Origin of the sequence: Paenibacillus cellulosilyticus (assembly GCF_003182255.1) — a bacterium.
Taxonomy (GTDB): domain Bacteria; phylum Bacillota; class Bacilli; order Paenibacillales; family Paenibacillaceae; genus Paenibacillus_T; species Paenibacillus_T cellulosilyticus.
In genome coordinates this window covers 136,074-151,575 of the sequence record NZ_QGTQ01000011.1, presented here as the reverse complement: position 1 = coordinate 151,575, position 15,502 = coordinate 136,074, and the positions used below count along the sequence as shown (strand labels likewise).

At 52.2% G+C, this 15,502-nt stretch carries 7 protein-coding genes; 5 read left to right on the top strand and 2 right to left on the bottom strand.

The window, feature by feature from the left end; genetic code table 11:
- The first annotated feature begins 1 nt into the window (after position 1).
- On the top strand, positions 2 to 895 hold the full coding sequence (locus DFQ01_RS15780) for a carbohydrate ABC transporter permease (protein WP_110044852.1): 894 nt from the start codon (positions 2 to 4) through the stop codon (positions 893 to 895).
- A gap of 47 nt (positions 896 to 942) precedes the next feature.
- Complete coding sequence (locus tag DFQ01_RS15775; protein ID WP_425452409.1) at positions 943 to 2,538, top strand: extracellular solute-binding protein; 1,596 nt, start codon at positions 943 to 945, stop codon at positions 2,536 to 2,538.
- 139 nt (positions 2,539 to 2,677) lie between these two features.
- Here DFQ01_RS15775 and DFQ01_RS15770 read toward each other — a convergent pair whose 3' ends face one another.
- A complete protein-coding gene (locus tag DFQ01_RS15770) occupies positions 2,678 to 4,912 on the bottom strand; it encodes an AraC family transcriptional regulator (RefSeq protein ID WP_110044850.1) in 2,235 nt (744 codons plus the stop codon).
- Between the two features lie 352 nt (positions 4,913 to 5,264).
- On the opposite strand from DFQ01_RS15770, the gene DFQ01_RS15765 reads away from it, so the two are divergent.
- The 3 genes from DFQ01_RS15765 (at position 5,265) to DFQ01_RS15755 (ending at position 14,355) form a co-directional block, all read left to right on the top strand.
- Complete coding sequence (locus DFQ01_RS15765; RefSeq protein ID WP_110044849.1) at positions 5,265 to 6,404, top strand: glycoside hydrolase family 88 protein; 1,140 nt, start codon at positions 5,265 to 5,267, stop codon at positions 6,402 to 6,404.
- A 267-nt stretch (positions 6,405 to 6,671) separates the two neighbouring features.
- On the top strand, positions 6,672 to 13,022 hold the full coding sequence (locus DFQ01_RS15760; RefSeq protein ID WP_110044848.1) for an OmpL47-type beta-barrel domain-containing protein: 6,351 nt from the start codon (positions 6,672 to 6,674) through the stop codon (positions 13,020 to 13,022).
- Between the two features lie 253 nt (positions 13,023 to 13,275).
- The gene (locus DFQ01_RS15755; protein ID WP_110044847.1) at positions 13,276 to 14,355 is read left to right on the top strand and encodes a rhamnogalacturonan acetylesterase; all 1,080 of its coding nucleotides are present in this window, start codon (positions 13,276 to 13,278) and stop codon (positions 14,353 to 14,355) included.
- 121 nt (positions 14,356 to 14,476) lie between these two features.
- Here the strand turns inward: DFQ01_RS15755 and DFQ01_RS15750 are convergent, their stop codons facing one another.
- Positions 14,477 to 15,346 (bottom strand): helix-turn-helix domain-containing protein, encoded by an 870-nt coding sequence (locus DFQ01_RS15750; RefSeq protein WP_245946713.1) that lies wholly within the window; start codon positions 15,344 to 15,346, stop codon positions 14,477 to 14,479.
- Positions 15,347 to 15,502 lie beyond the last annotated feature (156 nt).

Genomic DNA, 15,502 nt, shown 5'->3' with positions numbered 1-15,502 from the left:
CTTGAAAATTAAAGAAGACAGCTCGACGAAATGGTTTCGATTGATCGCTTATATCGTGGTCCTTGCTGGAAGTATCATGTGCCTCTTGCCCTTCCTATTAATTCTGTCGGCGTCATTGTCCAGCAATGCGTCCATTATGACGGATGGTTATCGATTAATTCCGAAGGAATTCTCGCTCGAAGGCTACAAGGTTATTTTTCAAATTCCGGACGAAGTGCTGCGGGCGTACGGCGTTACGGCGTTCGTAACCGTGGTCGGAACGTTGATCGGCTTGCTGTTCATGACGATGGCCGGCTACGTACTCCAACGCAAAGATTTCAAATACCGCAATTTCTTCGCTTTCGTGATCTACTTCACGACACTGTTCGGCGGCGGCTTGGTTCCATACTACATGCTGATCAATAACTATCTGAAGTTCTCCAATTCGATGTACGCCCTCATCTGGCCGGGGCTGATGACGCCGTTCCTTATCATTCTGATGAGAAGCTTCATCACTTCTGCGGTGCCCGATGAGGTTGTCGAGTCCTCGAAGATCGATGGAGCTAACGACTTCGTTATCTATTATCGGATTGTGCTTCCGCTGGCAGTGCCCGGGCTTGCGACGATCGGTCTATTCCTGGCGCTTCATTACTGGAATGACTGGTTCTCATCGGCGATGTACATCTCGGACGCGTCCAAATACCAGCTTCAATTCTATTTGTACAACATCATCAACACCTCTAATTTCTTGAACAGCATCGGTGCTGGGGCTGGCGTCACGCTGTCGGAGGGCGTTCCTTCCGAGACGATGAAGATGTCGATGGCCATCGTTGTAACCGGTCCGATCCTGCTGCTTTATCCGTTCATTCAGCGCTACTTCGTTAAAGGGCTGACTGTCGGAGCCGTTAAAGGTTAGAACTGGAATATCCAGCTAACATATAGAGTTTTAGATAAAAAGGGAGGATTCACATGGTAAGCAAAAAATCGAAAGCGGTTGGCCTACTCCTCACTACAGCGATGACAATGTCGCTCGTCTCAGCATGCGGCAGCAGCAATGACACAAGCACTGCAGGAAATACGAGCACGGATACGAAAACGAACAACGAAACGGCTTCTAACGAAGGAACAGAGACGACAGGCATTGATACGTCCAAGAAAGTCGAGCTTCAATTCTACATGCTCGGCAATGCGCCGAAGGATCTGTCCAAGGTCGAAGCCGAAATTAATAAAATGGCGTTGGAAGACTTAAATGCGACGGTCAAGTTCAATTATACGACTTGGACGGACTGGGATCAGAAGTACAAGCTGCTGCTCTCCACCGGACAAAACGTCGACCTGATCTTCACAGCAGACTGGACGCAGTATCAGCAATACGCGAAGAAAGGCGCATTCCTGGCGCTGGACGACCTGCTGCCGAAGGCAGCGCCTACGCTGCAAGCTTATGTGCCGCAGGATATGTGGGACGCGGTTAAGATCGACGGCAAAATCTACACCGTACCATCCACGTATAAGGAATACGTAACGAACGGATTCGTATGGCGTGAAGACCTGCGCAAGAAGTACGATCTGCCGACGCCTGTCGACATGAAGACGTTCGAAGCGTATCTGGAAGGCATTAAACAAAATGAGCCGAAGCTGCAGCCGGTGTCGTTCGGACCGGATATTCTGAACAGCCTCGTCGGCACTTATCTCGACGTTCAGAGGAAGAATGTCGGCGCGCTGCCATATGGCTTGTATGCTTCTTATGATAAGCCAAGCGAAATGACATCGTACTGGGGCTCTGCGGATCAGCTTGCGGACCTGAAGCTGTTCAAGAGCTGGGTGGACAAAGGCTACTTCTCCAAGAACGAGCTGAACGAAACGGAATCGATGCAGGACAAGATTGCTAACGGTACGGCCGCTGCGATACTTGGCGACAACCCGACGCGTTATAACGCTACGGCAAGCAAAATGAAGTCGCTGCATCCGGATTGGGAGCTTGGCTACACGCCATTCGGCGTAACGAACGGTTATGCAACGCCTGTTCACCCGATTCACAACGGCTTCGCTATCCCGAACAGCAGCAAGCACGCTGATCGCGCCCTGGCGTTCTATGAGAAATTGGTTACGGACAAACGTTATAACCTTCTGACGGAGTACGGTATCGAGGGCGTGAACTACACGGTAGAGGATGGTTACTACAAAATGCTCGGCGACGCGAACACGAACGGCTTCGCGCGTGAAGCGATGAACGGCTGGGCTTGGAGAAACCCTGAGTTCATGCTGTTTGAGCCAAGCTATGACGGCGTGAAGGCCATCTTCGACGAGCTGGACAAAATCCAGAAGCCGGACATCTTCACTGGTTTCGCAGAGGACTACACGGAATATCAATCGGAGCGGGCGGCGCTTGAGCAAGTGGTGAAGCAGTACCTGCAGCCTATCGTTGCAGGCCAAGTCGATGATCTGGAAGGTCAACTCCAGAAATTCATGGATAAGGCGAACCAAGCGGGCCTTCAGAAGATCCAAGAGGCCTACAAGAAACAATGGCTCGCATATTTGTCGGAGAAAGGCATTCAATAAAGCCAGAACGCAATAAGGAATTGACAACGGGAAAAGGAAGGGAGACGGAGCTGGGCTTCGTCTCCCTTCAGTCATGAAGACAAGCAAAGAGCTGCATAATCGGCTTCTGACAGGGAGAAGCCGATTATGCAGCTATTCTTCATTTGACCAATCCTTGGTTTGCTTTCCGGAACTCCGAAGGGGTAACGCCTATTATTTTCTTGAAGATGCGATGGAAGTACGAGCTGTTCGTGTAGCCTGTCCGCTCTGCAATTTCTGTGACGGACAGCTCTGTTGCGACTAGCAGTTCTTTGGACTTCTCAATGCGTACCGCGTTGATCGTATCGACGATCGTGGTCATGGTCTGCTGACGATATACCCGGCTGATATGATACGAGGACATCTTAAGTTCGTCGGCCACGTAGTTGAGGCTTAAGCTCGCATTGTCGAACTGGGACGTAATGATTTCGTTGATCTTACGGATTAGATCATCTTGTTTGCTGCTGCGCTTCTCGACGAATTTGGATTTCAGAAGATCAAAGAACTGATGGAACGCATTCGTCATCTCTTCCAGCGTTTCATATTGCTCGATACGCGGAATGATCAACTCTGTACCAAGGCAAAGCTGAATGGAGCCGTTCCGTTCGATCTCCATGAGCATATTGTCGAGCGTAACGGAGATATGGGTCGCCGCAGCGTGCGCAACGGAATAAGAATAGCCGACGGTTTCCTGCATGATCGTGTCGAATAGAGCTTTGGCTTCTTCGATCTTGCCTGCAGCCAATGCTTCGATCAATCGTTTCTCTTTGCCGATCGGGAACGAGTATTTGTTGTGCGATTGAAGCGGACCGGCTTCAATAATGGCTCCTCTTCCGGCAAAGAACCGTTGGTTGGACGCCTCCTTGGCAAGCTTGTACATCGCTTGAAGCTCGCGAGGACTCTTGGAAACAGGCGTCAATGCAATCGTAAGTCCGATTCGAATATATTCCATGCATGCATTCTGGATGTCCTTCAGCATGAGCTCGAGATCTTCCCAGATTTCATGCTGATCCTCGAACGTGTTGATCAGCATGACCAAGCTGTCATCATCCAGATCAATGGAGTCGACCGTATACTGTCTGGAGCAAATCTCCGTCGCAATATTCATGATGGCGAATTTGTACGTTAACAGATCTTTATGATTCTCCTGTTTGAGCAAATCGAATTGATCGATGCGCACATAAGCCAACCGATAAGGGTTCATGAAGTCGAAGGTGATTCCCATCTTCTTCAGCTTCTCCGCTTGCATCTCGGCATTGAAATCGTGAATATGGAGCAGCTTGCGCATCGTATTCTGTCGAAGCGTATAGCTGCTGTTCCGTTTCTCCGATTCGAGCGCTCTCATCTGATTCTCGATTTTATGGATCGGGACATATAAGAACTTGGAAACCAGCCAAGCCAGGAATACGCCGACGGCAAGCACGACGGATGCAATGAGAAGCGTTCGTAAGCGAATGCTGCTCAGCTTCTTCGTAATTTCGCTATAAGGCGTGATGCGAACATATTGCCAGTTATAGGGGTCAGGCGCCGTATACGTAATCAGTGATTTGGCGCCTTCGAATGATGCGACTCGGTAACCGGACTCCTTGAACTGCAGAAGATGTTCAATCGCTTGATAGTCCACGTCGCTGAGCGTGACCGGACTTAAATCGTTTGCGTTCAGAACCGAATTGCGATCGTCGATATAGAGCGTTTGATCGTTGCCGCCCAGCTGTTGGTTAAGATCCTGATTAATCCAGGAAGCCGATATATTGACGATGACAGCGGAGTTGATTCGTTGATTCACGCCGACCGCGTCATAACAGAGATAAGTATAGACGCTCGTGCCATCCTCGCTTTGTTCATTCATCGAGATGAGGCGGGGGATGGGCGTGAACGGCTGATAGTCCTTATAGTGGTCTAGAATCTGTGTAATGCTCTGATCCATGAGCTGGTCTTCGGGAATGATCCCTTTCTGACCGTTCTGGCTCGTAATATAGTAGCGACCCGACAGCGGATTATAGACATAGATCGAATGAATGTAGGGCATCGTCACCAAATAGTTATTCAAATCGATCATCGCGGCCTGCGTATCGAACGGATTCGGATTGTTGTAATAGAGCAGCTTGGAGATCGTGCTGTTCCGATAAATTTGAAAGGCGACCGTTTGCGCGCTGTCCGTCATTTTGGCAACGGTCTTCCCGGTTTGCTGCAGATTCGCCAGGTTGGATTCGAACGCTTCATTCTGAAGAATCCGCGCGAACGTGAAGTAATAAATAGAAGAGCAGATGAATACCGCAATGACAATACTTAGCGTAATACCGATGAGCAGCTTCACATACAGTCGATCATTTCGTCTGATTTTATTCAAGCGCAAATCCGATAGCCCCCCTTGCTGTTTACGAAAAAGGTTGTCTAGTGTCCTTCATTATAGCCTGTGTTGTGTGAACCTTAACAGAGGCAGGTTCTTCGTTTGGTGAATTATCGAGACATTCGGGAGTGAACAAACGAGGGATTACCGTACAAAACTGCTATCAGCAGCGCATGAAGGCGCATTGGAGAGGCATGTGGACTCCCGCATCGACCGGATGACAGAGCGCAAAATCATTCACAGCGATACGTGCGCTTTGTTCACTAACGGCAGGATGTTGCTATAGCAGGGTGTCGCGGCATGCGACTAAACTAAATCAAGTGAACGATCATGCAAGGATGTGCAATGGAGGGATAGGATGAGTTATCAGAGCGAATTGCCCCTGGATTGGTCCAAGGAGGCATGGAATCGAATAAGCGACAAGGTTGCGCGGACGAGTCAGCGTATCCGAGATCGGTTTCCGCATGCCAGTGTTAACGGTCAATATCAGTTGGAGCCGGCATCCTGGTGGACAGCCGGATTCTGGCCGGGGCTGCTGTGGTTGGTTTATCGGGATACGAACAATCAGCAGTTAGGTTCGCTTGCTGCATCCTGCGAGGAACAGCTGGACCAGGTCATCTTGGATTATGATCGACTCGATCATGATATTGGGTTTATGTGGACGCTCACCAGCGTAGCCCGTTACAAAATATTAGGGGAACCCTCAGCCAAGCGTCGTGGCCTGCTCGCGGCGAATTTGCTGGCGGGTCGTTATAATTCGCGAGGCCGTTTCATACGAGCTTGGAATCCATGGAAACCAGGCGATGACAATGCAGGCTGGGCGATTATCGATTGCATGATGAATTTGCCTCTGCTGCACTGGGCTTCCGAGGTAACCGGCGATCCTAGGTACAAACAAATTGCGATCCAGCATTCCGATACGGTACTGGCGCATTTTATTCGCCCGGACGGGTCCGTCAATCATATCGTGGTGTTCGACCCAGAGACGGGAGAAAAGGTCGACACCTTGGGCGGACAAGGCTTCGCGCCTGCATCGGGCTGGTCCCGTGGAACGGCGTGGGCTTTGTACGGCATGTCGTTAGCTTATCAGTATACCGGGGAAGAGCGTTATCTGCAGGCGGCGAAGCGGGTGGCCCATTATTTCATCGCGAATTTGCCGGAGGACCATGTGCCTCACTGGGATTTCCGACTGCCGCCGGATATCGTCAAGCATCGCGACTCCTCTGCAGGCGCTTGCGGCGCATCGGCGCTGCTGCTGTTGTCACGACTCGTCGCAGACGAGGAACGTTCGCTGTATGCGCAAGCAGGGGAACGGATTCTAAGGTCGCTGTACGAGAATTACGGCGCTTGGGATCGTGAAGACGAGGAAGGCCTGATCACGCACGGGACGAGTCATTACCCAGAGGGCAGAAATATCGATGTGCCGCTCATCTACGGCGATTATTACTTCGCCGAAGGAATCGCGCAGCTCGTCGGTTACGAGGATTTATTCTGGTAGGAAGGATAGCGATGGCATTGCATGCGCTCTGCGTGCGCTATGCGATAAGTAGTCCGACAACAAGCGGCCATCGCCTGATGGCCGCTTGTTGTATAGCAAGAATGGTTAATATCTAATTTGTTCACTAGATAACCGCTCGAAACTATAGAGTTGCCCTGTTTGTTCACTAGAATTATGAGGGACAAGCCCCTTATATTCAGAATTGTAAACGCTACCATCTATTAAGGGAGGCTAATGACAATGAGCATAAACGGAAGGAGAATTGCAATGAGTGCAAGACGACGGATGAATTGGCGCCAAGCGATGCGTAAGCCGTTGTTAATGCTGCTGGCCGTTATCGTAGGTTCGAGCGCGTGGCTGCCGAATGGTTACGTCAACGCAGCCGATGCAATCAACTCATCGAGCTTAGTCGCTTATTACCCGCTGAACAGCACGTATAAGGAGCAGAACAAGCTGAATCCGGCGCAGGCTTTATCCAGCAGCTCAGCGGTCTGGCAAACGGATTACGTTACGCTAGTCAATCCGGGGAATGCCAACAATGGACATATCGCAGGCACGAATCCGGCAGAAGCTGTAACGGGAGATAAAATCTCGTTCTCCTTGGATATCAAACTGAACGGCACGCAGACGCGTACCACCAGTGCGGCAAATACGCTGCTATCTTACGGAGCCGATAATAATCAGAATCTTACGCTTCGGCCTTATTACGGCAGCGGTGTTTCCGCCGTTGTGCTGAAGCAGAGCGGTGTGGACGTCGTCGTGGCTTCCTTCCCGGCTCCGGCGGCCGATATGTGGCATAATTATACGATTTCGCTGGACGGCACAGCCGGCACGGGCAAGCTAGTCGTTTATGTGGATGGGGTGAAAGCGGCGGAGGCCGCTTCCAACGGGATTGGCGCGGATGAGATCGGCAACGGGCAGTTCCGGCTCAATCGAACGATCAGCACATACTCCAATTTAGACTCGCACTACCGCGACGTTCGCGTCTTTAAGGATGCGCTAAATGCGGAGGCTGCGCTTGAATTGGCGAATGAAATTACCGGATTCGCATGGAACGACTTGCTCGCCACTGTTCCACTGACGGATGGCTTGGTCGTACGCAACAATCTCACCTTGTTTCGCGATGCCAATATTCAATGGGCGTCGAGCGATAACAATGTGATTAATGCCAGCACCGGGGCGGTCACTCGACCAGCCAAAGGCACAACCGCCAAGACGGTGACCTTGACCATGAGCTGGTCGGGCTTCAGTAAGGGTTATACGGTGACGGTTCCTCCGATCGATGCTGGCGATTATCTCATCGCCGATTTCGATTTCGATGATTCCGTCAGCGGTATTGTCAGTGAAGGAGCGAAAGCTTCCGTTCAAGGCACGGCCAGCTATGTCGATTCCTTCGAAGGCAGCGGGAAGGCAGCGAACATCAGCAGCAGCTTCTGGTTGAATGTGACCAAGAGCAATGGAACGACGCCGCTGCTGGCTGGTCTCACCGAGTTCACGCTCTCCTATGACAGCAAGCCGAGCGGAGGCAGCGGCTGGACCTTTTTTGCCGCTCCAAACACGACTGCGCAAACGTATTTGAAGGAGCGTTATATCGGCGTCATCGATGTTACGAATGCCGTAACCGTTGAACGCTACAACAACAATGGCACGCGTGCCGAAAGCGCGAAGGCGAGCAGCGGAACGGAATGGAAGCATGTGGATGTGGTCGTTTCGGCTGCGGATACGAAGCTTTATATGAATGGCGAGCTGCAATCGACCGTGGCCAGCGGCTATGCGCTGGCTGATATTCTGACGGCATCGGGAGGGATTCTCCAGATTGGCAAAGGAAACTGGGGATCCGGCGAGTATTATGTTGGCTTGCTTGATAACGTCGAGATTTTCGATAGGGCGCTCTCGCTGGACGATTTGAACGAATATCGCGTCACGAACATTGCTCCGACGCTCTCGCCAGCCGCTGGGCAAATCTACACGCCGGTCACCATTACGCATCCGACGGGCAATAAGTATCTCTATTACACGACGGACGGCACCGATCCGACCTTGGCGAGCACGCCATATACAGGGCCGTTCGAGGTCGCTAGCGGAACGACGGTCAAAGCGGCAGCCATTACGCCAAACGGGAGTCGAAGCGAGATCGTCAGCGCCGATTATTATGGCAGCGAGTGGGCGGCAACCGCGAATGAATTCCGGTTGAACGGCCAAGACACGGTCAATAACGCGAAGATTTCCTGGCCTGTCATCGCGGGCGCCGAATACTACGAGGTATATCGCGGAGACGTCTTGATCGGCAGGACGGCCGGCGATACGTTGGACGAGTACGGGCTTGAGACAGATAAGGATTATACGTATGCGGTTAAGGCGATCAAGGGCGGAACGCCGATTGCGGCTGCCGCAACGAATACGGTGCACACCTTCGCTTACGATCCTTCTACCGTCACGAAGAAGAAGGACAATTATACGGGCGCTGATCTTCTCGGGTCGGACAACACCTACGGCGTTCAAGCAGGAGGCACCTGGTACCACTATTATTACAAAGGGGTCGCGAATGCCGATACGGGCATTGTGACGACGAGCATTTACGAGCAGACCGGGAACGACGGACGTACGTATGGCAGCGACCGACTGCTAGGCTCCTTTGAAGATATGCGTGTTGAAAGCGCCGGGTATACCTTCAATCCTCATACCGGCAAAGTCGTCTTCACCGCGCATGAAGAGGCCAGCGGCGGCTATACGCGGGCAGCGATTTTCATTGGCTCCGTCACGCCTGGCGGGAATGATTTTGCAGCGACGTTCAGAGGCCGGCCGTACGATAAGGATTCGCGCGACATGTTGTTATTCGTGGATGATGACGGCAAGGCATACATCCTTTTCGCTACTCGCAATAACAGCGATATTGTAATACTTGGGCTGGATGCCAGCTGGGAGCAGCCTGCAGCGATTGTGAATACGGTCTTTGTAGACAAGCATAAAGAGTCGCCGGTTATTCTGAAACACGAAGGGCGCTATTATTTCTTCGGTTCGACGGCGAACGGCTGGTATCCGAGCCAAGCAGAGTATGCGTCGGCTGTCTCGCTTGACGGTCAATGGACGCCGCTGAGACCAATCGGTAATGGCTCCTCCTTCGCGACCCAAGCTAACGGCACGGCCCAATGGACAGGGACGAACGGGCGCGTGACGTTCGCCGAGAACGGCTTCCACTGGGGAGCGCAGTATGTGGACAACTATAAGGATCCGATGGGGACGTACGCACGGTTATTCCCGATGGTCTTCCATAATGGAGTCGCTACGGCCGATTGGTTCTATAAGCTGGATTTGGATCCCGTCTACGGAATGATTCCCGTCCAGTCAGGTCTGAATCTCTCCTTAGGGAAGAAGGCGACCGATTCCCAGGGGCTGGATGCGTCGGCTGTGACAGATGGAGCGGATCTGGCATCCTCGCCAAAGGTTCAGCATAGCTCATTAGGCTATAATATCGTCGTTGATCTGGAGCAATCGGCTCAATTGTCCGAGATTAATTTGACCACCCGCGTAGTGTTGGGTTCGGATGCCGTGTATCGCTATAAGCTGGAAGGCAGCGTGGATAACCAGAATTGGACGGAGCTAGTGGATGGTTCGGCGAATAATGTCGTAGGTTTTGTGACGAACCCAATCGCAGACACCGGCCACTATCGCTATGTACGCTTAACGGTCAACAATATGATCAATGTGCACACGGGACAAGGCGCCGCTTGGGCAGACGGGATCATTGAGCTGGCCGTGCTCGGGACGCCATATGTCGATAAAGCGGCACTTCAAGCCAAGTACGATGAGATGAAGGATGCCCAGCGCGGGGCGTATACGAATGCAACATGGAAGACGATCACGGAAGCATTGGATAACGCGAAGGCGAAATTGGATAATGAATCGGCTACGCAATGGGAAGTTGACCGGGCGGTGCTGCAGATCGAGGAAGCATTCCAATGGGCGCTCACCGTACATCCAGACAAAGTGGTGGACTATACTTCCGCAGGCGTGCCTGTCGGGGAAACCTGGTACGACACCGAGGGGAATCCGATCCAAGCGCATGGCGGTGGTTTCCTGCAGCAGACGGCGGATGACGGCAAGCCTATCTATTACTGGGTAGGGGAGAACAAGATCCACAATGGAGCGGCTTTCCATGCGGTAACGTTGTACTCATCACGGGATTTGATTAACTGGACGTACGAGGGCGACATCTTGAATTCGTTCTCCCAGACGGTGAAAGGCGCAGAATACGGACTGCTCGATAATAAGTGGGAACGTCCGAAGCTTCTGTACAATGAGAAAACGAAAAAATATGTGCTCTATGGTCACTGGGAGACGGCGAACAGTTACGCGACCAGTCAGATTGCAGTGGCGACAGCCGATCAGCCGGCCGGCCCGTATACGTTCCTCGGACATTGGCGTCCGGGCGGCACGCTGCATAACTGGCGGAGCGACAACGGAATTTTCCTTGACTCGGAATTTTATAAGAGCAGCGGGATCAAAGGAACGGTTTCTGCCGACGTGCAGGCCGATGTGTCGCAGATGGGCTATACGTCGCGCGACTTCACCGTATTCGCCGACGATGACGGAACAGCTTATTTGATATCGGCAGAGGGGCATTCGATGCGGGTTCATCGACTGAACGATGACTATACGGATGTGGATTTTACCACCTATTCATATAGTGACCCTGCGACGAAAGCAGCTGATTTCGAATCATACAGCTTCTACGACGACGTTGGCCGCGAAGCGCCTGCGGTCGTGCGCGCTGACGACGGCTACTACATGGCTTCCTCCGGACAATCGGGCTGGCTGCCGAATCAAGGCACCATCAGTTATAATGCCGATCTTACGGATCCTGCCGGCTGGACGCCAGTGAAAGACAATGGCTTGATTGTGGAGCAGTATGCTTTCGGGAATAACAGCACCTACTACAGTCAGCCGACGAACATCATGAAGCTGACCAATGCGGACGGCACCAAATCCTATGTGTACATGGGCGATCGGTGGAAGCCGAGTCAGCTCGGCGATTCGCGTTACGTGTGGCTGCCGATTACGTTCAATACGGCAGCGCATAACGCCTCCATGTCCTATACGACGGGATGGAAGCTGAATGCGGCGAACGGGCAGGTGCAGCTGCCTCAGGTTAGCCTTGTATCCCAAGGCAAGAGCGCAACGATTACGAATAATGACACGGTAACGGGGATCGAGAAAGCGAATGACGGCTATGCCTTCAATTTGCGGACGTCCGGCGACAGCACCTCTTTCTTCGGCGGTTTGGTCGGGCCGTATGCATATACGATTGATTTGGGCGATGTCTATGACTTGGCGCGAATCGATGTGGCCTATCGGCTGTATAACGGCTCAGAAATGTATCATGCCTATCAGATTTTCGGCTCGACCGACAATGTGAATTGGACGGAGCTGGTCAACAACAATGCGAATACATGGGCGGGCTTTAATTCCGACAAGCTGAGCGGACAGTACCGCTACGTCAAGCTTAAAGTCAATGAGGTAAGACGCGTCGATAACAATGCGCTTAGCAACAGCTGGGGAAGCGGGCTCGTCGAGGTACAGGTTTACGCGGCAGCAGCGGCGAGCGAAGCGGGCGATACGGTGCCGCCTACGACAACAGCCGATATCCCTGTTGGCTGGTCGAATGCGGACGTCACGGCTACGCTGCATGCAGAAGATGCCGAGTCCGGAGTGGCAGCAACCTATTACTCCGTCGATGGCGGCCCAGCCCAAACCGGCGAAACGATACTTCTGACGGAGGAAGGCATCCATACGATCACGTATTGGAGCGTGGATGCATCGGGCAATACGGAAGAGCCGCATGCCGTTCAAGTGAAGATTGACCGTACAGCATCCGTAACGTCAGCTGTACAGGAGCCAGCAGTACCGGATGGCAGCAATGGCTGGTATGTGCACCCGGTAACGGTTGCCTTAAGCTCGACAGACAGTGCCTCTGGCGTTGATTCCATCTATTACAGCTTGGATGACGGCGCTTCTTGGCAGATGTATGCGGAGCCTATCATCGTAAACCAAGATGGAATGACGAATATCACTTACTATGCGGTCGATCAGGCGGGCAATAAGGAGCAGTCGCAGCTGCTGACAGTTCAACTTGATCAAGCTGCGCCTGTCGTCCTTGTCCAAGGATTAGCTGGCGGAAGCTATACGGACGATCAATCTGTGACCTTTGCGTTCACCGTATCTGATAGTCTGTCCGGCGTTGATGCGAATGCCGTCGCTGCCACATTGGACGGCCAGCCGATAACCAATGGTGCCGATATTCTGTTCTATGCTCTACCGCTCGGCGAGCATGTTGTCACTATAAGCGCGGTGGACCAAGCCGGGAATGCTGTGGTGGAAACCGTATCGTTCCAGACGACCACGAGCTTGGCGTCATTGACGCGGCTTGTCAGTCTGTTTGAAGCAAACGGATCCATTGACAATCAAGGAATCGCCAACAGCCTTCAGAAGAAGCTGGAGAAGAACAATCTCGAGAGCTTCATGAACGAAGTGAATGCCCAAAGCGGCAAGCACATTGCAAGCGAAGCGGCAGCTTACTTGCTCAGAGATGCACAATATCTCTCGAATCTCTCATCTTAATCTCATGACCAAGAAGGCCGGGCATCTCTAGGATGTCCGGCTTTCCTTGTAGGTTAAGGCTGTTATAGGTGCTGCACGAATGCTGCAGGGTGCATTGCTGCTGCGGGCGCCGCTTAGTCCAAAGATGCAAAAAAAGTGCAAGGCCATTCTCTATCCCAATGCGAAAAAGTGCTATTGTAGGCAAATTGGAACTCGACTAAAGTGAGAGCAGAGCTGCAAGTACATTTCAAAGCGTAGAAGGGATGGGCTGCTAATGGAGTTTGGTTATTCGTTTATTCCCGATGACAATTGCCAATACGATATGGAACAAGGATATGGCTTCGCTTTGCCGCCGATGCGATCGAGAACCGAGGACTTGAGAGATTCATGGCCGGGCGACTATTTCGTCCCCATGATCCCGTCGTTATTGATGGATGTTCCGTACGGCAATTACAACGTGACGTTGACGCTTGGTTCGCCCGATCGTCCGACGGAGACGACGGTGAAGGAAGGACTAGGCCGATTACGGCTGTTCGAGGTTAAGACGGAAGCCGGTCGCTTCGTAACGAAATCATTCGCCGTACATGTGAGCGACGGTCAGTTGAAGCTCGCTTTCGGCGGGACTGCGCCGTTGGTGCAGAAGGTCGAAGTGAAGCGGATCGCGAGCATTCCTACCATTCATCTGGCGGGCGATTCGACCGTCACGGACCAGCCGTCAGCGAATTACCCGTACACAGGCTGGGGGCAGATGTTCGGCGTGTTTGTGGATAGCGGCGTCGCGATCGCGAATTATGCGTTCTCCGGCAGAAGCAGCAAGAGCTTCGTCACGGAGGGACGACTGAATCGGGTTGACAAAAGGCTTCGCCAAGGCGACTATCTTCTCGTTCAGTTCGCGCATAACGACGAGAAGGACAACGATGGCGGAACGGAGCCTTTTACAACCTATCAGGCGTATCTCCAGCAATATATCGATGTCGCTCGCAAGCATGGGGCTTATCCGGTGCTGATCGCGCCGATGCATCGGCGTTTCTATGAGGAGGATGGCACGATTCGCAATACGCACGGCGATTATATCGAAGCGATGCGGCAGCTTGCGCGGAAGGAGGAAGTGCCTTTCGTTGACTTGGCCGCGCTGAGCAAAGCGTATTTCGAAGAGCTGGGAGAGGAGCGCTCCAAGCAGGTGTTTCTATGGACGGAGCCAGGACAATATGAGTTTCTGCCGGAAGGCTCGCAGGATAATACGCATTTCTCCGAATTCGGCGGAATTCAGATCGCTAGACTGGTCGCGCAAGGAATACGAGATGCAAGAATAGAGCCGCTGGCGCGCCATCTGAAAGAGAGGGAACTGCAATAGGGTAGCGGATTAAGGTGCCATGCCGCCATGTCGGGGAGATGCATAACATCTCACCCGACGCCAGACAATAGACGGGCTGCATGCTGCAATAAGCAGGGGAGAACCACGCTTATGCTGCTGCCTACACATGCCGCTTCCGATACTGATACGGCGTAATGCCCATATGGGTTTTAAACAATTTGCAGAAATACGAGTTGTTCGTTAAGCCAATCTCTTCGGCAATCCAAGAGATTGGCTTATTCGTCGTGGTGAGCAGCAGGATGGCCTGGTGAATTCGCCGCGTAATGAGATACTCGGTGATGCTGACGCCGGTAGCCTCTTTGAACAGGTGAGACAGATGATGGGGAGAGAGATGCATGGCTCCCGCCATATCATCGAGTCGGAACGGCTGCTTGTAATTGGCCTCGATCCAGCTGAGGATATGCTCCACCTGATAGTTTCGTCGGCGGCTGTGGTCGGCAGAAGGCTGTTCGTCAAGCTTGCCCCATGCCTGCTTCATCGCACGGAATAGGTCAATCAGAAATAACGAGATTTGTTCACGACGGTCTGACTCCGACAGCGTTGGCCATTGCTCATGCATGCTCCGGAAAATCCGATCAAGCTGATCCGTATCGTCAAGTCCATAGATGCAAGGATAAGGAAGCTTCCCGACGTTGATATAGGTATAGAAAGCATGCAGCGAAGGCCATTGTTCAAAATACGCTTCGTACATCGTAGGCTCGAAGATCGCAAGCGATCGTTCAAAGCATTGGTCCTCGTCGTACTCGAGCTGAAGATGATGAAGCTGGTACGGCTGGAAGATGCACAGCATTCCCGGCTTAATGTCGTAGCTGTTGTTATTGACGATCATCGTTCCGCGGCCTTGATGGATATACAGAAGCTCGATCCCGAGGTGGGAATGGAACGTTTCCTTATGCTCGTAATTCACGCTCTTGCGTTTATAGGCAAAATGTAATGGCGTATGGATAAGGCCGTGCGTAACTAGTGACAACAACGCTTCCTCCCTCTGCTCAGCCTGCCGTTCGTTCATACATCCGAATTTATTCTCACTATATCGAAACGCTTCCAAAACCGCAACAGAGCGTTATTTTCTCCGCTACGGAAGATCACTATGAACGGCCGGATCGGGCTATTATCATAGTATAAC

Bases quoted from the DNA above. Each gene is read 5' to 3' on its own strand.
- DFQ01_RS15765 (WP_110044849.1), top strand. From the start codon at position 5,265: ATGAGTTATCAGAGCGAATTGCCCCTGGATTGGTCCAAGGAGGCATGG.
- DFQ01_RS15760 (WP_110044848.1), top strand. From the start codon at position 6,672: ATGAGTGCAAGACGACGGATGAATTGGCGCCAAGCGATGCGTAAGCCG.
- DFQ01_RS15755 (WP_110044847.1), top strand. From the start codon at position 13,276: ATGGAGTTTGGTTATTCGTTTATTCCCGATGACAATTGCCAATACGAT.